The sequence below is a fragment of the Paenibacillus sp. GCM10027628 genome (genome assembly GCF_042676385.1).
GTDB lineage: Bacteria > Bacillota > Bacilli > Paenibacillales > NBRC-103111 > Paenibacillus_E.
This window is the reverse complement of record NZ_JBHTHA010000023.1, coordinates 40,333-61,368: the sequence shown is the minus strand read 5'-3', so window position 1 is coordinate 61,368 and position 21,036 is coordinate 40,333. Positions and strand designations below refer to the sequence as shown.

The window sequence follows — 21,036 nt, the reverse complement described above, 5'->3', positions numbered from 1 at the left end:
AAAAAAGGGACAGATCGAATGTGAAAATTCGCCACCCCGTCATTGTCATTCATGATATCGCTCGTTAATCTCCTCACATCAGCTCTATCCGAAATAATTCTTCCAACTCTCTCCCCAATAAATCGCTCAGTTTTTTAGCTGTTGCAGGTCCAACTGATTTGACAGATCGTTCCAGTAAGCTGATATAAGCATGGCTTAGACCCGAGTGCTTCGCCAAATCTCGCTGGGAGTAACCTTTAATAATTCGCGCTTTGATGAATACATCGGTTTTGGCCAGAATTCTCATATCCTTGCTCCCCCATTCTTACTTCTGCCTCTACAGTCGGCCTAGCGTCATGTCGTTGTCGTCATCATTACCTCAATACTGATGTTCTCATCCTGTTCCCCTGCTACCAATTATACCATTATTTTTTACTAATGCAACCAAATTTGTTTACGTTAGTATACAAACTCTAACTTTAGGTATTCTCTTTATCGCTCATTTTGCGCAACAACAATCGGACTTTCGCATCGGTATCAGAGCCAACAGACGGTGTGTAAACACTGCATCTGAGGTCGGTTCTGCCCTGAACCTGCAGCGTTGTCAGATCAAACAGCATTTTCCCTACCTTGGCATGCCGGAATTCGATAAAAACTTCCGGAGCGGAGCTGACATCGCTATGATCCCAAATCTCGCGAAATTCGGCATTTTGTTCGCTCAGACGCGTAATGAATTCACTATACCAGTTGTCACCCAGGTATTGACCGTAATAGGAACGAAACATCGCCAGAAATCCACGAACAAAGTCGTTCCAATTCACAGCCAGCGCTTTCAGTTCTTTGCGTGTAAACAGCAGCCAAATCATATTGCGCTCTTCTACCGGAATTTGCTCGAAATCCAAAAAAACGCCTGCAGCCGCTTGATTCCATCCGACAATATTGCATCTGCGATCCGAGATTATCGTTGGACAATCACGCAGTTCTGTTAAAATGCGATTCAGTGCAGGACTAATCGTCGGCGCGCTGTCCACAACAGCAGTTGGTGCAGGCTGCTCCAGAGCAAGCATGAACAAGTACTGTCGCTCATCTTCATTAAGCTGCAAAGCATACGCAATCCGGTCCAACACTTGACCTGACATCTTGATATCTCTGCCTTGTTCCAACCATGTATACCAGGTCGTACTGACGCCGGCAATCGATGCGACTTCTTCTCTGCGCAGTCCGGGTGTCCGCCTTCGGCTTCCAACCAATAAACCCGCTTCGCTTGGCTGAATTTTCCCGCGATGGGCGGTGAGAAACTCAGACAGAGCATGCAATCTTTCTTTCGTATTCATCACAAAACCTCCCGTTAGATCTAATCCTAGAAGTCATTATACCAGTATAAACGGTAACTTGTAATAGGATAACAACTGTGACAATCTAAGAAATAGAACACTGTTAACGATGGTTTGCCATACAAACCGCCAAGGAGGATGCATTTATGAAACGAGTCGTCATAACTGGGATGGGTGTCATTACGCCACTCGGGAACGATGTGGAGACATTCTGGAATCACTTGATCGAGGGAAAATCGGGGATTTCGAAGATAGACACAATGGATGTATCTGCTTTTAAAACAGATTTTGCAGGGACGGTGCGCAACTTTGATCCTGAGGCGGCAATTGGGCGTCGTGATGTCCGACGTATGGATCGTTACTGCCAATTTGCCGTTGCTGCCGCCAAGCAAGCTCTCGAAGACGCCGCGCTAACCTTGGACGAACACAATGCGGAACGCGTTGGCGTTTACATCGGCTCAGGCATCGGCGGTATTCACACGATGCTGGACAATTACCGAACGCTGCTGGATCGTGGGCCAAACAGGGTCAGCCCGACGGTCGTACCGATGATGATCGCCAACATGGCAGCGGCGCAGGTCAGCATCCTGTTCGGCGCCAAAGGACCTGTCTTGGCGCCGGTAACGGCTTGCGCCACAGGCAATAACGCCATTGGCGAAGCCTTTAAGCTGATCCAGCGCGGAGGCGCAGACGCCGTCATTGCCGGAGGCGCTGAAGCGACGGTCACCGACCTCGCGCTGGCGGGCTTCGGCAATGCGACGTCGCTGTCGACGCGCTGTGACGCGCCGGAGCGGGCGAGCCGCCCGTTCGACGCGGAGCGGGACGGCTTCGTCGCCGCCGAAGGCGCCGGCGTGCTCGTGCTGGAGTCGCTCGAGCATGCCGAGCGGCGCGGAGCCCGGATCCATGCCGAGATCGTCGGCTATGGATCGACATCGGACGCCTACCACATCGTGGCTCCCGATCCTGAGGGCTCGGGAGCATACCGAGCCATGCGCGAAGCGCTCGCCGACGCCGGGCTCGCGCCGGAGGAGCTCGGCACGATTAACGCGCACGCGACGAGCACTATGGCCGGCGACTTGTCGGAGACGCTCGCCATCAAGCGGCTGCTCGGCAGCCGAGCGTATGACGTGCCGGTCAGCGCCAACAAGTCGATGCTCGGCCATATGCTCGGCGCTGCCGGCGGGGTGGAGGCTGTCGCGTTGATCAAGACGCTTCAGGACGGCATCATCCCGCCGACGATCAATTTGGAGCATCCCGATCCGCAGTGCGATCTGGACTATGTCCCCCTAAAAGCGCGGCGCGCCCATGTGCAAATAGGTTTATCCAATTCATTCGGCTTCGGCGGACATAATGCCGTCATCATTCTCAAAAAGTTTTAATCGCTACTGCTTGCAATGCTGCTCTCTATTCTCTCACTCCATCCAATTGTAATTACTAAAGTAAACTGTTACTATCATATTGTTAACTAATGTTTACTTACGTACATGATGAGGGTGAGAGAGCATGTATTTTTACGATAAATTGAAAGATATGCGCAAATTGAAAGGCTTTACGATACGGGAATTGGCCGATCGCTCCGGCGTCTCAGCCGCTTATATTTCTCAGCTGGAGAATGGCAATCGCGGCATCCCTTCACCGGATGTGTTGATGAAGCTGTCGGAAGGACTGAATACGTCTTATTCCGAACTGATGGAAATCGCCGGGTATCTGGAAACAGCGCCCTCTTCGCAAGCTGAGCAGCATTATCAAAGTAATCCTGTTAATTTACGCCGATTTCTTCGCGAAAACGAATTAATGTTTGACGGCGTCATACTCAGCTCAGCGGATAAAGAATGGATTGAGCGTATGCTCACCGTATTGTTCTGGAAGGAACGGCAGCTTAGTAAAACCGAAGAAACTTCCTTACTCTAGCCCTCATTCAAGGGGCCGGCAAACATTACAAAATCACCCTGCAGGTGATTGAAAATAGGCACGGTCAGCAGATTAGAGAATTTGGGTCGCTATTAGAGAGCCTGTTTGACGCAATTTTATTGGAGAAGTGTTCCAAACAAGTCTAGAAAGAACAAAGTTCTCAAATTTAAGAACCAAGTTCGTTATATATGGACCTTCGTTCTTAAATCGATCCCAGGACGGGGATTTCTCCCCTTTTAGCGACTCTTCGGTCGCTAATAGCGTACATTTGTTCTTTCCAATAAAAATCAGAAGACTTAGATGACGTAACACCTAGCATGAATCCTCGGCGCACGTTGTAACGTCTGCATGGCAGCGGTCAAACCCCAGCGTAAACATCAGCCAAACACATACGCTTATGAGGTTCTATGCTCATTTACCCACAAAGCATCTTGCATAAATTCCTATACAAAAAAAGTGATTGAGCATCATTCTTGCCCAACCACTTTTCGTTTTACTCTGGCATCCCATTCTCATTCAATTTGTAAACCATCCATGTTGCCGAGACCACATTGCCGGCGGAATCGGATTGCGACAAGAGGGCCAATTCATGCTCCTTCGTGATATGATCAAGCATAAAGCCTTCCATGATTTTGATTCGCGCGAGCCGTCCTGTTTTCATATCGCAAATCACGATCTCGGTGTGAGCATCTGGCGCTTCATATCCATTAACCGTTTGTAAAGTAAAATAAAGCTTTCCACGGTCCATCCATACTTTGCTCATATTTGCGTTAAGCTGCCAAAACAACGGCGTGACATCACCGTTATTCAAGTCAATCCGTAACAATCTATAGCCTTGAATCAAGTACAACATTCCTTGTTCGCGATCGAGCACGTAGCTGTTTTCGCCCTTAGGCGTGGATACATAAATACCATCCGGCTGGGAACGCGGAAATGAAATTTCCTTCTGCCAGTTCCCTTTGGCGTCAAAAAGATGAATACGGTCATCAAGAACTAGCATCATTTTGTTCGCGGCAATGGGAATGATTTTTGCAGCACCTGCCATGTTCGTCATCGCGCCAATAAAATGGGTAAGCAAGGTCTGTTTATTCGGATCATGGATATACAATTGTTTAGACTGAAACGCCCATTGTATACCGCCGGCATCCTCATAAAAGCTTTCAGGTAAAACCGAAATCTCCTCTTTTTGCTGCTTTCCTATTGGTGCTGGCACTTTGTTTTTTTGCGAGACCTGCTCCAGCAGTTCATTATAAGTGGCCAATCCCTGCAATCCTTCCACCAGCAGCAGCTTCCCCTGGTCCGTAAAAGTTAGCTTCACAGGCACGGAAAACTTCGTCTGCCCGATCAGTTCAAAACGGTCATCCAACTTCAAGAGACGATTGTTGTACGTATCCGCCACATACCAATTATGATCCTGCTTCACGAAATCGGCAGCTGTGGTGCACACTACATAATTGCTAGTCGAACAGTGTGTTTTGACAGGCAGTCTTCCAAGCTCTTTCAAGCCTTGCGCCTCATCCCACAACTCCATCTTATCTCCCGTTAGCACATACCAGTTGTCATCTGCATGACGAATTACATGTGAACTCGCCACATCCCCGCTGCCCATGTAATCTCTCTGTTTTAAAGCATTTCGCAAGCCTTCAGGGATCTCGTCGTCACTCCGTTCATCATCAGCTTGAGACGGAAGCTTAGGAAAATTTACCGTCGATTCTTTAGCTGCCCCATCCTGCTTATCCCCTTTCACCATGCGTCCCGGTTGCAGCCCTCTTATCCAATAAGTCGGTTCTGGCGGCTCCAAACGAGTATTCATGACATCATTTAGGGAAAGGTACTGTTTCGTTCCCTCTTTCTCACCTTCCATCACCATACCGGAACGAGCCAATTTGGTTATGCCAGCGAGCGATACAACAGCCTCGTGCGGCTCCGGATAACTCGATCCTTGATTCGTCGGGTATGATATCGTCTGCAGCTGTTCCCCATTCGTTCGAACAAAGTTTAAACCGCCAACCAATGTCCAACCTTCTTGCATGAGTGCAGGCGCTAACGAAAAAGGCGTGGGGCTGTTTGTAGGCAGCAGGATACCTTTGAGCGCTCCTTCCAGGGTGTTCGTCAAACTTAACAAGATCGCATTCGATCCGGAGAACGGTGGCTGTGAGCGAAGAGAATCATCCACCGCAATGGACTGGGCCTGTTCTAACTTATACCCGGACAAACGGAAGATGCTAGGACTCCATTGTCCATTTTGATATACGAGTAAGCCTCTTTCATCCTCCATGACGAACAGATTGTTATATTCTTGAACATGATCAAAAACGACGCGATCCGGGCTTATTGCCCCTGGTTGCTTCGACATCGGATTTTTTAATGCGGAATAATCATTAACAAAGAACTGGCCTTTACCTTGACCATTGATCCAATACTCCTGATAAGTATCTGCCTTTTTTTCAAGAAAGAGCGCGCCTAGCGGTTTATCAGAAAATGTAACGGCTTGTACCTCTTCGGGCGCAAGCTGCAGCTCCCCCAACCTTTTCAATGGATTGCCGCCAGCAACCGTTAGATTGATTTCGTACCAATCCCCTTGCCTGCGATTGCTGCCGGAGCCCGCCGAAAGTCCAATGTAGGCGGTTTTTCCGCTTCTCCAAACATAACCGGTTCTGGCTGTTGGAAAACTTAGCGGAATATTTTGAAAACCAGTTCCCCCTACCACATCGTAACGGATCTGATTATTTTGGATATAAACGATTTGCTTATCGTTGTGCAATAGGATGAGCGGCTCCTTAGAATCAGTAGTAAAATGGTGCTCCGCGGATTTCCACTCCCGAATTTCATTTAACCTTTTTTCCAACTCTGCTGGCTCTGGCTTTGTAGATGTCGAAGTAGCAAAAGGAGTCACCGATGGCTGTACAGCTTGCAAAACGTCCGATAAACGTTCATTCGTTCGTCCCCATGTGAAATAGCCGACAATCAAGATTGCACCTATGAGCAATCCGACTGTTCCACGGATCCACAGCTTCCTATTCACTCGCTACACCTCCTTCAACCTGCTCTTTCTCTCTTTAAGAGCGCTTGCATATGATCTTGATTTCTATATTCTACCATATGTATGAGTCAGAAGTACTAGTAGGCTCTGAAAAAAGCTAGATTTCACACAATATTTAGGAATGAACAAATAGAGGACCACTTCCCGTTTCATATCGGGAAATGATCCTCTTCTGTGCCTTAGGGCCTTTATTTAACAGTTTTCAATAAACGCTTGGCCGTACCGCTCTGAGTATCTATGATTTCATAGACATTCACTGTGAACGGATAGCTGAATTGATCCGAGGCAATATTGCTTGCATCAAGCGTTTGGGTGCCGCTAATCAGTTTATTCGCGCCTGTTAAAGAAGCATCCTTAGAACCAACTACGCGTCCTGCATTATCGACGATTTCGAATCTGATCTTGGAAAAATTGTTGTCCACGACCACATTTTCTTTTTGCTCGATATCTAGATCCAGACGGAACTTATAGGTATATGTCAGAGCCGCGGTAGTCAATGTATTGACCGTTACATCATTGATTTTCAGTTCGAATGGATACAGAGAGATGGTTCCGTTTGTCTCTTCATCCTGCACATTCGTTTGCAACGCAGCGATCGTTGTTGTATACGGGGCTGCCGCTTGCCCATCCAGCAGTTTCAGCGTAAACCCTGTGCCGGTTTCCGTTTGCGGTACGATATAGGAATAGCTTACCACGTAGCTAAGCCCAGGATTCAACATGGCGGTAACATTGGATTGACGGGAGCCTTGGTAGGTCACGCCTTGGGCGTTTGTTAATTCCGATAGGAAAGCCGGCGTAGCTGTCGGCACATCGCTTGTATTCGTCAATTTGAATTTGGCAACGGCTGTTTTGTAACCTTCGCCAGGATTTTCGTGCAGGTGAAGTTCCATCAACGCTACTTCCGTCTTTTTGTCTACGACTTTCGTCAGCGGATCAAATGCGATCGGCGTACCAATCGAATACGTTGGAGCTGCGATGCCGGTTTGTTCGCTTTTCGGCCATGCGACGGCTACTTTTCCAGTCGCAATCGTAGTCGGCTGACCTCCGCCTTTTGGCGTAAAAGCATCCGTAGATACGACTAGGAGATTGGAGAACGTAGCTCCATTTTCAACAGGAATCGCAAAATGAATGTACTTTTTTTCGCCCGCTTCCAGCGCGATAGGTTCCGCTTCCGAGCGTTTGCCTTCATAGGATTTTTGCTCGGATTGCGCATCGATTCGGAAATCAGGGACTGTCTCACGTCCCGCTCCCGGATTATCGGCAAGTACGGTTACAACAGCCGCACGACCGGTGCTTGTATTTTGCATGGAAACTTCCACAGGTGTATACACAAGTCCTGAATTTACGCCCGGGATCGTAAACGCTTGACCCCAATTCAAAGCATCGAGCTTTTGCGGCGCAGAGCTTCCAGTACCATACCAGACAGCAGCCGTCGGCATTGCAAGCAAAGTCGTTTCTACCTTCGGATAGGAATAAATGTCCACATTAACGAATGAAATTTGATCGATTTGGTTAATTTCTTTACTGTCAATGGCAGCCATGTATACGAGCTCGCTAATTTCCTTTGGCTGCAGCGCATCCTTGTTACTTGCACTTGGTTTTAACGTGTACACGACGCCGCTTGTGGTGCGGACGCGAAGCTCATGCTCGGGAACGCGGTTTTGAATGTCTCCGCCATTATACAAACGAATCGTTGCCGAAATTTGCGATCCCGTTGCTGTCGGCGTCACGGCAACATTTTTAATCGCAGCGCGAATGTCGCTCGTTAATCCGTAGTTGACGGACGGGGCGGAGACGACGGACGTCGTCGCGTCAGCAGCCAGCACCGGAATGCCTCCTTGAATGATCATTGTGCCTAAAACTAAGGCGGTCAAGCTTGTTTTCCATGGGAAGCTTTTCATGATTGTACGCTCCTTATTGTAAAATATCGCATGAATCTACTTAGCTGCCGGTGTGGGTGTCGGTTGCTGCGAACTCTCTACTTTTTGCCCGTCTTTGAGAGTATTCTGTCCCGTTACGACTAATTGCTCGCCGTCTTTCACGCCGTCCAGCACCTCTTGATATTCGCCGTTCAAGCGTCCCAGTTTCACTTTGCGCTTCTGATACTGATCTCCTTGTTTCACGAAGACAAATGTATCCGACTCTTCACGAATAATGCTTAGCGTCGGAACGGCAACGACTTGCTCTTCCGTTTCTGTCGTGAGCTGAACCATGAATCGTTTACCCGGCTGCAGCTGGTGGTCCGCATTTGGAACCTCCAGTTCCAATGAGAATGTTTTCGTAGAAGCGCTCATAATCGGCGCCAGATAACTGATTTTTGCCGTTCCTTTTTTATCCGGTTCGTCCGGGTTATAGTAAACAAGCTCTTGTTTGCCTTTGACCAATTGATAATTCGTTTCTGACAATTCAGTTTTGATTTTAATCGGATCAATCTGCTGCACCTGCCCGACTTTTCCAGCGGCTGCCGATACATTTTGACCCACTACGATGTTAAAATCCGTTAAAATGCCGCTGCCTGGCGCTTTCACACTGTAATTGTCCAGCGCCCGCGTGGCGTCTTCCATCGCCAGACCGGCTGATTCCGTCTGTGTTTCCGCTGCTGCAATCGAGTCCGTATTGTCAAAAGCAGACAGTTTGCTCTGCGCGGATTCCAAACTCATCTGAGCATTATCCAGCGCTTGTTTGGATTGATCGACCTGGTGCTGCGTAGCGAGACCCGAATCATAGTCATTGCGCATTTTATTGTAGTCTTGCTGCGCGTTATTGTAAGCCGTCTCGGATCTCGTGACATTGTCCGCCAAATCCTTGCGGTTATTGACCTTGTTATCCTTGGCTTGCTGTAGAGATTCCTGGGCGCTGCGGAGGGATAGCTCGCTCTTCCGTTTCGCGGAAACCGCATCTTTACTGTCGATAACGAAGAGTACATCTCCCTTCTCCACATACTCGCCGCGCTTCTTCAAGACTTCCGTGACTTCCCCGTTAGCTTTCGCGACGACATCCAATGTCGTACCTGCAGCTACATCCGCTACCTGCTCGATTGGGCTGCTGATTTTCTGCTTGCCAATCGTTTCGGTTTTGATCGCTCGCGGCGCAAGCTGTGCTGTCGCCGGACCGGCTTTACCCGGTGCCGAACAACCAGTGGCCATTACAGCGGCCACTGTCACAACAGCCAAAATGCGAAGCGCATTACTCTTGAATAAAAGACTAGCCGTACCAACCTTTTTCATCTCTTTGCCTCCTGAGAGTTTTCGCCAGAAAACCGGCTTCGTAAGCATTTTCTGAAGTTTTGCTTTTGCAAAACTTGTATAGTATTGAGTAAGCTATGTTTCTTTAACTTACACATCTAAGCCCATAGGCTTCGTTTCAATATTCTTTTTGTCCCGGTGAATCATTCGTGAAATACGAATTTTGAAGCTTTCAATCATTTCATACACAATCGGAACAACGACAAGAGTCAGGATCGTAGAAGTTGTCAAACCTCCGATAACGACAATGCCCAGCCCTTTACCGATCAGCCCGCCTTCTCCGGATAAGCCCATTGCTAGCGGGAGCAAGGCCATGATGGTCGCGCCAGCCGTCATAATAATTGGACGCAAACGTACTTTACCCGCTTCAATTAGCGCATGTCGAACCGTATAGCCTTCTTGACGAAGCTGCTGCGCACGGTCAACCAATACAATGGCGTTCGTGACGACGATCCCGATCAACATCATAAATCCGATCATCGATGTAATGTTGAGCGATTCGCGCGTAATAACAAGGCCCAAGAGACCTCCAATCGCAGCCAATGGCAGGGAGAACAGGATCGCAAACGGTGCGCCGGCATTACCAAAGGCAAGCACCATGATCAAGTAAACCATAGCTATAGCAACGGCCATCGCTAAAAATAATTGCGAGAAGCTATCGTTAATGTCAGCGGATACTCCCTTCACTTCAGGAGATACGCCATCCGGCAGCTCAATCTGTTTCAGCGCCATCGACACTTTCATGCTGACACCGTTTTTATTTTCGGCATTAATTTTTGCCGTAACTTTCACCAGTTGTTTTTGAGACTCTCTTGCCAAAGAATTTGCAGATTGAATCTCGTTGATTTTAGCGATTTCTTTTAAGTAAACAGTCGATCCGTTGGTCGTTGTGAAAGGGATGTTACCCAGCTTATCAAGTGTGTCTTTATCCGATTTATTAAGAGAGACCGTTGTCGTATAAGTCACATTATCGAATTTTAAGTCGCCCAAGCTTTGCTTTTGAATCCATGCACGAGCCGTATCTCTAACCGTTGAAGCATTTAATCCATAAGCTCTTGCTTTATTCTGGTCAACAGCAATCTCAACTTCCGTTTTCGCATCGCTCAAATTATCTTCAATCTCGCTAAGCTCCGGGAATGTATTCAGTTTCTCTTTTACCAAAGCGGCTGCTTTAATAAGTTGATCCTGGTCTTCCCCTTTAAGCGAGTAGGAGAAGTCCGTTGAAGAGATTCCTCCGCCACCGCCTCCAATTTCTTTCGGATCTACTGTTGACCCCTTAGGCAGTTCAGAAATGATGAAATCTTTCATCTGATCTTTCACCTTCGCAGGATCGACCTGATCGTTAACTTCTACGTAAATTTGGGAAGCATAAGGAGTTCTCGCACTATCATCGCCCGAGAATCCGACTAAGGCTTCGACGAACTTGAAGACGGGCTGGCCATTGCTATCCTTCGTATCTTGAAGCACTTTTTCGATTTCTTTCGTCTTCGAATCCGTTGCTTCGAAAGATGTTTCATATGGCATTTTCAATTGAAAATACATCGTTTGCGAAGCTTTGCTGTTTGGCAAGAAGGCTATCGACAGATTGGGTATTGTAGCAGCAAGTGTCACTACAAATAATAATCCGGAAATCAAGAGTGTCTTGATCCTATGCTTCAAGCACCATTCTAAGACAGATTCATAGAACGAAGTGAAGCGCGACGGCTTATTCTCATCATGTGTTTTGATTTTGCTTCGAAGCACCAAAATTTTGGCAAGCATCGGAATTACGGTTAATGCTACTAATAAGGAAGATAAAAGTGCACATGCGATGGTGATCGCGAAAGGTCTGAAAAATCCGCCAACAATCCCGCTGACCATTCCAATAGGAGCGAAAACCCCTACCGTAGCCAAAGTTGAAGAGGTAATGGCCATGGATACTTGTTTTGTCGCCAGTTTAATGACGGATTCATTGCGCTCTTGGGCTTTTTCCAGAGACGTATAAATATTTTCGATAACAACGATCGAGTCATCCACAACGCGTCCGACCGCAATAAACATCCCGCCGAGCGTCATCGTATTGAGCGTGAGACCGAATTGCCACATCAACAGCAGCGTAATGAGAATGGACAATGGAATCGAAACAAGCACGATTATTGTCATGCGCACATTGCGTAAAAATAGTAAAATCATTAATGACGCCAACACTGCGCCGACAATGCCTTCACGCAGCAACCCATTGATAGAAGCCTTAATATCAGTTGCACTGTCGTAAGTGTTTACGAATTTCACATTAGGCATTGTTGTTTTCCAGCCTGTGATCAGCTTCTGCAATCCATCCGAGAATTCAACGGAATTCGCGCTGCTGCTCTTAAACAAAATCATGCCAATTGCCGGTTTTCCATCCAGACGGCCATTGAAGTCAGATTCCGTTATGGCTTTCACTTTAGCAATTTGACTGAGGGTAATAATATCTCCTTTAGGTGTTGTTATCTCTAATTGCTGCAAATCCGTGAGACTTTTGAGGTCGCCTGTTACACGAGCCATTTTATTGTTTCCGCTAATTTCAACGCTGCCGATTGGACTTTTCGTTACGGCCGCATTAATGGTGCCGCTCACTTGCGCTGGAGAAAGACCGTAAACCGCTAAAGCGTCTGCGTCCAGCTCAATGTCCAGCGACGTGTCGCGGGCGCCAATGATGTTCATATGGTCAATTCCTGCAAGACCTTCCAAACTCGGCTTAATTGTATCTTTATACAGCTTATCGAGCTCCGTTTGGCTCATTCCGTTTTCGGCGTAAGCAACCAAATAGTTCGAAGCGAAGGACGCTGCGCCAAACGTTGAAGCTTTCGGTGCACCTGCAGAAGCAGGCAATTTCACTTCCTGCAGCATGCTCATGACATCTTGCTTCTTCTTATCGGTGTCTACATTCTGCTTGAATTGAAGGATAATCATAGATAGATTGTCACTCGAAGTTGAGCTCATATTATCTAGATCCGCTAAATTGGCTAACTTCTTTTCTATGGGATCCGTAATTTCATCCATGACATCCTTTGGCGCTCCCGTATAGGTCGTTGACACCACGACAACGGGGAAAGAAACGTCGGGCATGTTTTCTACCTTCAGCTTGTTGGCTGCATACAGACCGCTCCCGAACAAGATAAGGATCATAATAAACAGCGCGGAGACGTTCTTCATCGAAAAATGGGTTAAACGATTCATTCCTGTACTCCCCTCATATCAATTGCACTATCCATTTTCATGAAATGTTTCATAGCAACAAGATACATACCGAATATGAACTCAATATGAACAAAATAAAAAAACCTTGGAATTTTTTAAACTCCAAGGATTCATGGTTTATGCGGTTTATGCGGATAGGTTGTAATGGGGAGCGTTATGACGAACAAGGTTCCATCTCCAGGCTCACTTCGAACTTCAATCATGCCCTTATGCATGTCCACGATTTTTCGAGCGATAGCCAGTCCCAGGCCGCTTCCCCCAATATCGCGCTGCCTGGCCGGATCAGCCTTGTAGAAGCGGTCAAAAATTCGCTCCAGATCTTCTTTTCGAATCCCGATTCCGCTGTCTTGAATGAGCACATGAACCCGGTCGGTTTGAGCTTCAAGCTTCAGCCGGATCATGCCATGCGGTGGCGTGAATTTGATCGCATTGCCCAGCAGATTGATCCAAACCTGATTGAGCTGATCGGCATCCGCCGTTATCTTCAATTTGGGCAAAATCAGATCCAACTCCAGCTGTTTTTCCGACCACTGCGGTTCATAGAAAACAACAACGCGGCGCAATTGCTCGTCCAAATCAAACGTTGTAGAATGAAACGGATGATGCTCCGACTCCAGGGACGCAAGCTTCAACAGATTTTCACTTAACCGCGATAATCGCTCGCTTTCCCGTTCAATGATTTCCAAATATCGATCACGGTCTTGTTCTTTGATATCGGGCTGCCGCAACGCTTTGGAAAAGCCGCGAATGGATGTTAATGGGGATTGGATCTCATGAGAGACATTGGAGACAAAATCTTGCCTCATTTGCTCCAATTGCTTCAACTCGCCAGCCATATAGTTGAAACTTTCCGCAAGAAACCCGATTTCGTCTTTCCTTTTGACTTTTACATTTACATTAAAATTTCCTCTGGCCAGCCGATTGGTCGCCAAAGTCAGCATTTTAACCGGACTTACAATATATCTAGATGCAATTAAAATGAGCAAGCTTCCGATCAGCAATACAATGGCTAGAGAGGTTACAATCATCGTTCGAATTTGTGCACCCTGTTCTTTGTTTATCTTAGGGATTACGAACAGTGCGTAATTTTCGCCATTCGATTCCAAGGGAAGACCTACCATGAAATTCTTCGGATCTTTCAAACTGAAGTACTGCATATTCCCGCTCTTAAAAACGTCACCATCCAAAACCTTTGTAACAACTTCAGGCTCAATACGCAGCAATACGTCTTTTTGTTGCAAACCAAACGTGTATCTTTTCCCGCTGCTGTCAAACATGATTAAATAGTAGCCATCGTTCAGTTTGGTGCTTCCTTCCAGAAAAGTTTCTAATGAAACAGGTTGATATTCAACACTCATCGAGACGAGCTGCTTCCCCGCTTTGAGCAGGCTGTCTTGAATTTCGGTCGTTATCCGATTCGTGTATAACATCATCGTGATAGGAAATGCAAGCAAGACACTAATAACAACAACCGCAGAAAATGTTAAAACGACCCGTAAATACAGCGTTTTTATCATGTTCTCACCTCAAGGCGATAGCCCAGACCACGGATGGTGACAATATGAAAATGTTCAGTCAGCGGTTCAAAACGCTCCCGCAGCCTCTTGATATGCACATCAACCGTACGTTCATCGCCTTCGTAGTCAATCCCCCAAATTTGCTCAATGAGCTGAGCGCGCGTGAAGATTTGGGCCGGATAACTGGCGAGCTTGTATAGCAGTTCAAATTCCTTCAGCGGCAGGTAGAAACTCTGATCCTGTACACGAACTTCTAGTGATTTGCGGTCAATGATCATATCCCCGATATGGATGGTCTGGGAAGAAGCAATTCGGTAGCGTTTCAGCAGAGCTTTCACACGCATCACCAGTTCAACAGGATCAAATGGTTTGACGACATAATCGTCCGTGCCCAGCTGAAATCCTTTGACTTTGTGCGCAGACTCGCCCTTGGCGGTTACCATGAGCATTGGCAGGTCGCTGTATTGCGCTCTAAGCTCGCGGCATAGTTCCCAACCGTCCATATAAGGCATCATGACATCCAGGACGACGAGATCCGCGGGTGTCGTTTCCAACAATCGGAGCGCATCCCGCCCGTTGCTGGCTTCCAGAACATCCAACCCTTCGCCAACCAGATAGACGCGTATCAGTTCCCGGATCCCGGGATCGTCATCCACGACCATAATTTTAGCCATACCTCGTTCCGCCTTTCCCTCTGGCGCTCGGTGTATTACAGGTATGCAATCGGGTCTTTCGAGCCCGCTTCTTCAAAGCCTTTCAGACGCAAACGGCAGCTATCGCACTCTCCGCAGGCTTCTGCTTTTCCGTTATAGCAAGAAGTCGTCAATTCATACGGCACGCCTATCTTAAGACCTTCCTGAATGATTTGCGCTTTCGTCCAGTTGATCAGAGGCGTTTCAATCGTAATTCCTTTTCCTTCAACGCCCACTTTCGTAGCCAGTGCAATCACTTCTTCCACTTTGCCGATAAATTCAGGACGGCAGTCCGGATAACCGCTGTAGTCGAGCGCATTAACACCGATATATATCGCTTCGGAGCCTGTGACTTCCGCGTAAGAAGTTGCAATGGATAGGAAAAGCAGGTTGCGACCTGGCACATAGGTAACAGGAATTTCCGAAGTATCTGTTGCCGCGCCGCTCACCACATTCGGCACATCAATGGAATCATCCGTCAATGCGCTGCCGCCGAAATCGCGGAGGAAGTCGAGCTTAATGATTTTATGACGGCTGCTAACACCATAATGCTCTGCCACTTGCTTGGCATTCTCAAGTTCGATCCGGTGGCGTTGTCCGTAATCAAAAGAAATCGGATAAAGCTCGTACCCTTTCGCTTTAGCAAGTCCCATACAGGTCGTGCTGTCCAGTCCTCCGCTTAGGATCACGACCGCTTTTTTGCTGTTATTGTTAATGCTGTTGTTCATAAAAACACCTCGATTTTATGTGAAATTGAAAATGGCGTGTATGCTCGTTCGTTCGTTATACCCCTCGCATCGCAGGGTCCCAAATGATTTTATGAAGCTGCATATTCAGCTTTACCTTGGATAGCCCGGCGGCGAGCATTAGCTCCACGAGCTTGCGCGGCGGCATCGTCTCCCACACCGGGCTGAACATCGGCAGCGCCTTCGTCGGATGCTGCTGCAGCACTTCTACCGCGGTGCGGAAATCGTCCTCGCTGCCGATGACGAACTTTAGCTCATCCTGCTCGCGCAGCAGGCCGAGGTTGCTCGTGATCATCTGCCCCATCTCGCCCGAGTCGGGCAGCTTAAAGTCCATGATATATCGCACCTTCGGTGATGCGATTGCCTGGACAAACGGCGCGAGATCGATCGCGCCGTTCGTCTCGATGTGCAGGTCGTCGACCTGCTCGAACGCGGCGAGCGCTTCGACAAGTGCGAGCGACTTTTCGCCGTAAAGGAGCGGCTCGCCGCCGGTGAGGCAAATATGCCGGGAGCGGTACGCGCTGACCTCGCTGAGAATCTCAGCGATGGTCATGGTGCGCTCCGCTTCCGCGGGCGGATAGCTGTACTTGGTGTCGCACCATGTACAGCGCAGGTTGCAGCCAAAAAGACGGACGAAGACCGTCGGGAACCCAGCACGGGTCCCTTCGCCTTCAACCGTCTCGAAAATCTCTACCATCGGAATGCGGAAATCACGCATTATACGTCCTCCTCCATCATCGAGCGCGTGACGGCCGCGTAGCTGGTCGGCGTTTCCCAAAGCCGGATTTCTTCCAGCTGAATAGCAGGATAAAGCTGCTCTTCCATTAATCCTTGCTGAATTTGCTCGTACATCCATACGACCATATTCTCAGCCGTCGTGTTCATCGGCGGCAAAACATCGTTCAAATATTGATGATCGAGCCGATCAATGACGCGTTCCTTAGCAATACGTTTAATATCTCCAAAATCTATAGCGATCCCCCGGCTATCTACTTTCCCGCGCATAATAACTTGCAGCTTGTAGGTATGCCCATGCAGATTTTTACATTTACCTTCATAACAGTGCAGATGGTGCGCACTATCAAACGTAAACTCCTTGGAAACCAATACGGATTTGTGATGATATTTCAGTTGACTCTCTTCGATGTCGCGCCCCAATATTTGTACATCTCTTGGGATTTCGAACCCCATATCTATCACCTCATCTATAAAAAAACAGTACTTTTGATTATATCATGTAACACTCGCTTCTCACAATCCAAAACGGAGAGACTTTGAGCCCCACTCGAAGATCCATCAAATATGGTATAATAGTTTCTGTTTAATTTTTAACACGACTAAACTTGGCGAACAAAAAAGGAGCTTTTCACATATGTCCATGGTTTCATTGCCGCCTGCTTATATAGAACGAATGAAGGATATGCTAGGCGAAGAAGCCAATGCATTTCTGCAAAGTTATGAACATCAGCGTACTCAAGGGTTGCGATTGAATCCATTGAAAATTGTTCCCGGCTCTACTGTGTCAGAGAAGTTGATTCAAACGTTTGAGCTGGAACCCGTGCCATGGTGCTGGGCGGGTTATTATTATGACGAAAAGCTCCGCCCAGGCAAACACCCGTTTCACGCCGCAGGCCTTTACTATATTCAGGAGCCTTCCGCGATGTCAGCTGTTGCCATGCTGAATCCCGCTCCAGGTGAAACTGTTCTCGATCTGGCCGGCGCTCCCGGCGGAAAATCAACGCAAATCGCAGGCTGTATGCAAGGAAAAGGCTTACTCATCGCGAATGAAATTCATCCGACTCGGGCTAAAATACTATCGGAAAATATAGAACGCATGGGCATTACGAATGCTGTGGTGACCAGTGCCGCACCGGATAAACTTGCAAAGAAGTTCCCTATCTTTTTTGATAAAATCATGCTGGATGCTCCTTGTTCCGGTGAAGGCATGTTCCGCAAAGACCCTGACGCGATTGCCGAGTGGTCGCCGGACCATGTGGCTATGTGCGCCGCGCGTCAAATGGATATTTTACCTGATGCCGTTGCTATGCTCAAAGCCGGAGGGCTGATGGCTTATTCCACTTGTACGTTCAATCGGGAGGAAAATGAGTATACCGTTGAGGAGTTATTGCGCCGTTACCCGGAGATGGAGCTGCTTCGTACGGAGCGTATTTGGCCGCACAAGCAAAAAGGCGAAGGACATTTCGTTGCCTTACTGAGAAAAAAAGACTTACAGGAAGAATCCGAGCTAGAACAAATAAAAACAGCCCATTCAGCTCGCCGTAAAACCAGTCCGATTAAACCCGCAAAAATAAACAAACAAACCGCGGAAGCCTTACAGCAATTTGAGAATTTTTGCAAAGCTGCTATTCCGGATTATTCATTCGATCGCATGGAGCCGCTGCTTTTTGGCGAGCAACTTTACTTACTGCCTTCGACCGAAGATTTCGGAAGCCAGCATCTGGATGGATTGAAAGTGCTGCGTCCCGGATTGCACGCAGGCGAGCTGAAGAAAAACCGCTTCGAACCCTCTCACGCACTGGCACTTGCTTTAACGGCGGGGGAGTTGCAGACAGCTAGAACTTACAGCATAAATGCAGATTCCAAAGAAGCCGAAGCTTACTTGCGCGGTGAGGCTCTATTTACGGGTCGAGCCGAGAGCGGCTGGGTCGTCATAGCCGTCGACGGCTTCCCTCTTGGATGGGGGAAAGAGAGTGAAGGACAAATCAAAAATCATTACCCTAAAGGCTTGCGCCGTACATTTTGAGGCCAGTCCAAATGGCTGCGGATCTCCTGTATTCGCTCGTTTTCTTCGCGCAAGTCAGCTTCGATTAGACCGATCAACCGGTCAATCTGATCAACGACGGAATCGGGAAGATCGATCTCTTCGAGAGATTTGACAATATAAAGCAAGCATTGGAGAGTCTCATCCATGAGGCTCTTTTTTTTGCCGGTCAGCACCACTTCAGATAAAAAAATAAGATGACTTAATTCTTTTTGCGTCATTTTCAAGAGGATCATCCCCCTTTCTTTCTTCTTCCATTATCCAACATTTTACGACAGTGTGAAAGAGCAGCTTGACAACAAAAACTATACTATTTATGATTACAGTAAATTGTTACTGATAGAGTTGCAGTTAAATCCAAGTTTAGGATGCTTAAAAACATCGCTAAATTCCTCATTAAGCCTGCGTTGGCAGCATTTTTTGAGAGCTTGGTTGTTTACTTTCTTCTATCCGAAACAAACTAAACAGAATTCATTTTACAATTGGAGGGCATCTTACCTATGAGTCAACAAGCCGTAAAATCCGAGGTTTTAAAAGTATTAAGCGATCGTCATTCCGTAAAACAATACAAAACCGGGCATAAAATGCCGAAGGAAGATCTTGAGCAGCTGCTAAAATCTACTTCAGAAGCGCCATCTTCTTGGAACCTTCAACACTGGAAGCTTCTAGTTATTGAGGATCAAGCGTACAAAGAAAAACTTCTTCCTATCGCATACGGTCAAAAACAAATCGTAGAAAGCTCAGTTGTGATTGCGATTCTGGGCGATCTTGAAGCTAATAAAAACGCACAGCTCGTATTCGGTCCGACAGTTGAAGGCGGGTTTATGCCTAAAGAATTGATGGATAACCTTGTCTCTCAAATTGAGGGTGCTTATCAATATCCGCAAGTTGCACGCGATGAAGCTATTCGCAATGCGTCTCTCGCAGCTATGCAGCTTATGATTGCCGCTAAAGCTATGGGTTATGATACATGTCCAATGGGCGGCTACGATGCAGCCAAATTTGTCCAAGAATTTAACGTGCCTGCACGCTACGTGCCTGTAATGTTAATCAGCGTAGGGTTGGCAGCATCGCCAGCAAGACCGGCTGGCCGCTTTTCCGTCGATCAAATTACGGTATCCAATACGTTTTAATGATAAAAAAGCATGGCTCTCACAGTTGACAAGTGGGAGCTCATGCTTTTTATCTCATATTCAATGGATATGTTCCGTTTCGAACAAAATTTCGTCGATCAGCTTATTTCTGTAGAGCATGGAGAGATTCAGCGTTTCGTAATCTTGTTCTTTATCCAGTTCCTCCAACAGCAGCGTTGCGATCAATTCCCGATCATCCGAATCCCCTGGCTCCCGGAAATCAATAAATCCTGTTAATTGATGCTCGCTGATATCGACTGTGGCCGTACCGATCGGAAGTCCGCCATAAGATTGCTGATAAATTTCATATGTAAGCGTATCCCCGTCATCCCTGGCCAATATAATCGAATAATCATCTCGATTCAACGTTGGCAATTCGGAGCTTACCGATTCCTCTGTTTCAAGTAAATTGACATGTGTAAGCTCAATCGTTTCAATGATTTCATCATTGAAACTCATATTAATAATAAACGTATCCGTTTCATCCTCATCGAAATCCGCAACAATTAACTCCGCAACATGATCCATCTCTTCATCAAAAGGGTCAAATCGCCATTCGATATCTCCTACGATTTCCGAACCATATACATGGAGAATGGCCTCAGCTACCATCTCTGATTCCTTATCATAGATGTGATACTCCACTCGGTTCCTCTTCTCGCCCACAATGACAAGTTCATAACCCAACTGCCCCTTACGTTCTTGAACCATGTCAAGTTCTTGATTGGTTTCAGGATCAATGTCATCGAATCGATTTTCATCTCGGACCCATTCATAATCCACCTCGTCATCATGCATGCGATAATCGTTCGATTCCCATTCAGACGAAGATTGCTGCATGGCATGATCTGTGGCGATTATAAAATCATAGTCACTGTACGTGACAAGCACCTCGCACTCTCTGATCCCCAGCGCATCTACCAAATTCTGAACATAAGTTTGCAGAAAGCTATACACCTGCTGCTTGTCCGCTGCGGAAATGGACTGCTGTTCCAGTTGAACCGAACCTGCGAGTCGATCAGACTCCCTGTAGACTAACGTTAACGTTCCGACAAACTCTTCATTGCACATAATATCGCAGACTTCGCCGCCTGCAGTTTTCAGGTCTGGTCTAAGCAAGATACTAGCCACGACTTGACTCGCCTCCTCTACAGATTACTCATTCCCCTGTAGAATGTCCCACATCCGCCCAAAATATGAGTAATCAGGATAAACGTCTATACGCATTCGTCCAGAAGGTCATATAGTAAACTAACTATTCAAATGAAGGAGGTAGTCAAATGTCTGCTACTGGAGCTTACACATCCACCGGTGCCATCCTAGTGCTTTTTATTCTGCTAGTCATCATTTCTCGCTCTTTTCTTCTATAAGACCTGTTCTTCAGGTTAATCCGGATACTTACATCAAAGAGACCGTCCAGTCATATCGATGA

Annotated in this window: 18 protein-coding genes; 5 read left to right on the top strand and 13 right to left on the bottom strand. The window is 47.2% G+C overall.

Annotated features, from left to right (window positions below; all coding sequences use genetic code 11):
* Window positions 1-73: 73 nt before the first annotated feature.
* Window positions 74-286, bottom strand: a complete 213-nt coding sequence (locus ACFQZT_RS17395) for a helix-turn-helix domain-containing protein (RefSeq protein WP_379302067.1) — start codon at window positions 284-286, stop codon at window positions 74-76.
* A 172-nt stretch (window positions 287-458) separates the two neighbouring features.
* Window positions 459-1,313: a helix-turn-helix transcriptional regulator gene (locus ACFQZT_RS17390; RefSeq protein ID WP_379302065.1), complete on the bottom strand. Its 855-nt coding sequence runs from the start codon at window positions 1,311-1,313 to the stop codon at window positions 459-461.
* 146 nt (window positions 1,314-1,459) lie between these two features.
* On the opposite strand from ACFQZT_RS17390, the gene fabF reads away from it, so the two are divergent.
* Together fabF and ACFQZT_RS17380 are read left to right on the top strand one after the other, a co-directional pair.
* Entirely contained in the window at window positions 1,460-2,692 is a 1,233-nt protein-coding gene (fabF, locus tag ACFQZT_RS17385) for a beta-ketoacyl-ACP synthase II (RefSeq protein WP_379302063.1), read from the top strand.
* Window positions 2,693-2,816: 124 nt separating this feature from the next.
* A complete protein-coding gene (locus tag ACFQZT_RS17380) occupies window positions 2,817-3,224 on the top strand; it encodes a helix-turn-helix domain-containing protein (protein WP_379302061.1) in 408 nt (135 codons plus the stop codon).
* A 493-nt stretch (window positions 3,225-3,717) separates the two neighbouring features.
* Here ACFQZT_RS17380 and ACFQZT_RS17375 read toward each other — a convergent pair whose 3' ends face one another.
* The 9 genes from ACFQZT_RS17375 to queD form a co-directional block, all read right to left on the bottom strand.
* Complete coding sequence (locus tag ACFQZT_RS17375) at window positions 3,718-6,249, bottom strand: hypothetical protein (RefSeq protein WP_379302059.1); 2,532 nt, start codon at window positions 6,247-6,249, stop codon at window positions 3,718-3,720.
* A gap of 206 nt (window positions 6,250-6,455) precedes the next feature.
* The gene (locus ACFQZT_RS17370; RefSeq protein WP_379302057.1) at window positions 6,456-8,168 is read right to left on the bottom strand and encodes a hypothetical protein; all 1,713 of its coding nucleotides are present in this window, start codon (window positions 8,166-8,168) and stop codon (window positions 6,456-6,458) included.
* A 36-nt stretch (window positions 8,169-8,204) separates the two neighbouring features.
* A complete protein-coding gene (locus ACFQZT_RS17365; RefSeq protein ID WP_379302055.1) occupies window positions 8,205-9,494 on the bottom strand; it encodes an efflux RND transporter periplasmic adaptor subunit in 1,290 nt (429 codons plus the stop codon).
* A gap of 108 nt (window positions 9,495-9,602) precedes the next feature.
* Entirely contained in the window at window positions 9,603-12,713 is a 3,111-nt protein-coding gene (locus tag ACFQZT_RS17360) for an efflux RND transporter permease subunit (RefSeq protein WP_379302053.1), read from the bottom strand.
* 131 nt (window positions 12,714-12,844) lie between these two features.
* Window positions 12,845-14,251 carry an ATP-binding protein gene (locus ACFQZT_RS17355; RefSeq protein WP_379302051.1) on the bottom strand — a complete coding sequence of 469 codons (1,407 nt, stop codon included), beginning with the start codon at window positions 14,249-14,251 and terminating at the stop codon, window positions 12,845-12,847.
* Window positions 14,248-14,925 carry a response regulator transcription factor gene (locus ACFQZT_RS17350; protein WP_379302049.1) on the bottom strand — a complete coding sequence of 226 codons (678 nt, stop codon included), beginning with the start codon at window positions 14,923-14,925 and terminating at the stop codon, window positions 14,248-14,250. The genes ACFQZT_RS17355 and ACFQZT_RS17350 overlap by 4 nt, the downstream gene beginning before the upstream one ends.
* Window positions 14,926-14,960: 35 nt before the next feature.
* Window positions 14,961-15,671 carry a 7-cyano-7-deazaguanine synthase QueC gene (gene queC, locus ACFQZT_RS17345; protein WP_379302047.1) on the bottom strand — a complete coding sequence of 237 codons (711 nt, stop codon included), beginning with the start codon at window positions 15,669-15,671 and terminating at the stop codon, window positions 14,961-14,963.
* Window positions 15,672-15,726: 55 nt separating this feature from the next.
* The gene (locus tag ACFQZT_RS17340) at window positions 15,727-16,407 is read right to left on the bottom strand and encodes a 7-carboxy-7-deazaguanine synthase QueE (RefSeq protein WP_379302045.1); all 681 of its coding nucleotides are present in this window, start codon (window positions 16,405-16,407) and stop codon (window positions 15,727-15,729) included.
* On the bottom strand, window positions 16,407-16,880 hold the full coding sequence (queD, locus tag ACFQZT_RS17335) for a 6-carboxytetrahydropterin synthase QueD (protein ID WP_379302043.1): 474 nt from the start codon (window positions 16,878-16,880) through the stop codon (window positions 16,407-16,409). The genes ACFQZT_RS17340 and queD overlap by 1 nt, the downstream gene beginning before the upstream one ends.
* Window positions 16,881-17,067: 187 nt before the next feature.
* Between queD and ACFQZT_RS17330 the strand changes: the two genes are divergently transcribed.
* Complete coding sequence (locus ACFQZT_RS17330; protein WP_379302218.1) at window positions 17,068-18,453, top strand: RsmF rRNA methyltransferase first C-terminal domain-containing protein; 1,386 nt, start codon at window positions 17,068-17,070, stop codon at window positions 18,451-18,453.
* Here the strand turns inward: ACFQZT_RS17330 and ACFQZT_RS17325 are convergent.
* The gene (locus ACFQZT_RS17325; RefSeq protein WP_379302217.1) at window positions 18,423-18,692 is read right to left on the bottom strand and encodes a hypothetical protein; all 270 of its coding nucleotides are present in this window, start codon (window positions 18,690-18,692) and stop codon (window positions 18,423-18,425) included. The genes ACFQZT_RS17330 and ACFQZT_RS17325 overlap by 31 nt on opposite strands.
* Before the next feature lie 279 nt (window positions 18,693-18,971).
* Here ACFQZT_RS17325 and ACFQZT_RS17320 point away from each other — a divergent pair, with 279 nt between their 5' ends.
* Window positions 18,972-19,604, top strand: a complete 633-nt coding sequence (locus ACFQZT_RS17320) for a nitroreductase family protein (RefSeq protein ID WP_379302041.1) — start codon at window positions 18,972-18,974, stop codon at window positions 19,602-19,604.
* A gap of 60 nt (window positions 19,605-19,664) precedes the next feature.
* Here ACFQZT_RS17320 and ACFQZT_RS17315 read toward each other — a convergent pair whose 3' ends face one another.
* On the bottom strand, window positions 19,665-20,735 hold the full coding sequence (locus tag ACFQZT_RS17315; protein WP_379302039.1) for a hypothetical protein: 1,071 nt from the start codon (window positions 20,733-20,735) through the stop codon (window positions 19,665-19,667).
* Window positions 20,736-20,884: 149 nt separating this feature from the next.
* Here ACFQZT_RS17315 and ACFQZT_RS17310 point away from each other — a divergent pair, with 149 nt between their 5' ends.
* Window positions 20,885-20,974, top strand: a complete 90-nt coding sequence (locus ACFQZT_RS17310) for a YjcZ family sporulation protein (protein ID WP_379302037.1) — start codon at window positions 20,885-20,887, stop codon at window positions 20,972-20,974.
* Window positions 20,975-21,036 lie beyond the last annotated feature (62 nt).

Excerpts from the sequence above, each read along its gene's own strand:
- ACFQZT_RS17395 (WP_379302067.1), bottom strand. The coding sequence starts at position 286 with ATGAGAATTCTGGCCAAAACCGATGTATTCATCAAAGCGCGAATTATT.
- ACFQZT_RS17390 (WP_379302065.1), bottom strand. The coding sequence starts at position 1,313 with ATGAATACGAAAGAAAGATTGCATGCTCTGTCTGAGTTTCTCACCGCC.
- fabF (WP_379302063.1), top strand. The coding sequence starts at position 1,460 with ATGAAACGAGTCGTCATAACTGGGATGGGTGTCATTACGCCACTCGGG.
- ACFQZT_RS17380 (WP_379302061.1), top strand. The coding sequence starts at position 2,817 with ATGTATTTTTACGATAAATTGAAAGATATGCGCAAATTGAAAGGCTTT.
- ACFQZT_RS17370 (WP_379302057.1), bottom strand. The coding sequence starts at position 8,168 with ATGAAAAGCTTCCCATGGAAAACAAGCTTGACCGCCTTAGTTTTAGGC.
- ACFQZT_RS17365 (WP_379302055.1), bottom strand. The coding sequence starts at position 9,494 with ATGAAAAAGGTTGGTACGGCTAGTCTTTTATTCAAGAGTAATGCGCTT.
- ACFQZT_RS17360 (WP_379302053.1), bottom strand. The coding sequence starts at position 12,713 with ATGAATCGTTTAACCCATTTTTCGATGAAGAACGTCTCCGCGCTGTTT.
- ACFQZT_RS17355 (WP_379302051.1), bottom strand. The coding sequence starts at position 14,251 with ATGATAAAAACGCTGTATTTACGGGTCGTTTTAACATTTTCTGCGGTT.
- ACFQZT_RS17350 (WP_379302049.1), bottom strand. The coding sequence starts at position 14,925 with ATGGCTAAAATTATGGTCGTGGATGACGATCCCGGGATCCGGGAACTG.
- queC (WP_379302047.1), bottom strand. The coding sequence starts at position 15,671 with ATGAACAACAGCATTAACAATAACAGCAAAAAAGCGGTCGTGATCCTA.
- ACFQZT_RS17340 (WP_379302045.1), bottom strand. The coding sequence starts at position 16,407 with ATGCGTGATTTCCGCATTCCGATGGTAGAGATTTTCGAGACGGTTGAA.
- queD (WP_379302043.1), bottom strand. The coding sequence starts at position 16,880 with ATGGGGTTCGAAATCCCAAGAGATGTACAAATATTGGGGCGCGACATC.
- ACFQZT_RS17330 (WP_379302218.1), top strand. The coding sequence starts at position 17,068 with ATGGTTTCATTGCCGCCTGCTTATATAGAACGAATGAAGGATATGCTA.
- ACFQZT_RS17325 (WP_379302217.1), bottom strand. The coding sequence starts at position 18,692 with ATGACGCAAAAAGAATTAAGTCATCTTATTTTTTTATCTGAAGTGGTG.
- ACFQZT_RS17320 (WP_379302041.1), top strand. The coding sequence starts at position 18,972 with ATGAGTCAACAAGCCGTAAAATCCGAGGTTTTAAAAGTATTAAGCGAT.
- ACFQZT_RS17310 (WP_379302037.1), top strand. The coding sequence starts at position 20,885 with ATGTCTGCTACTGGAGCTTACACATCCACCGGTGCCATCCTAGTGCTT.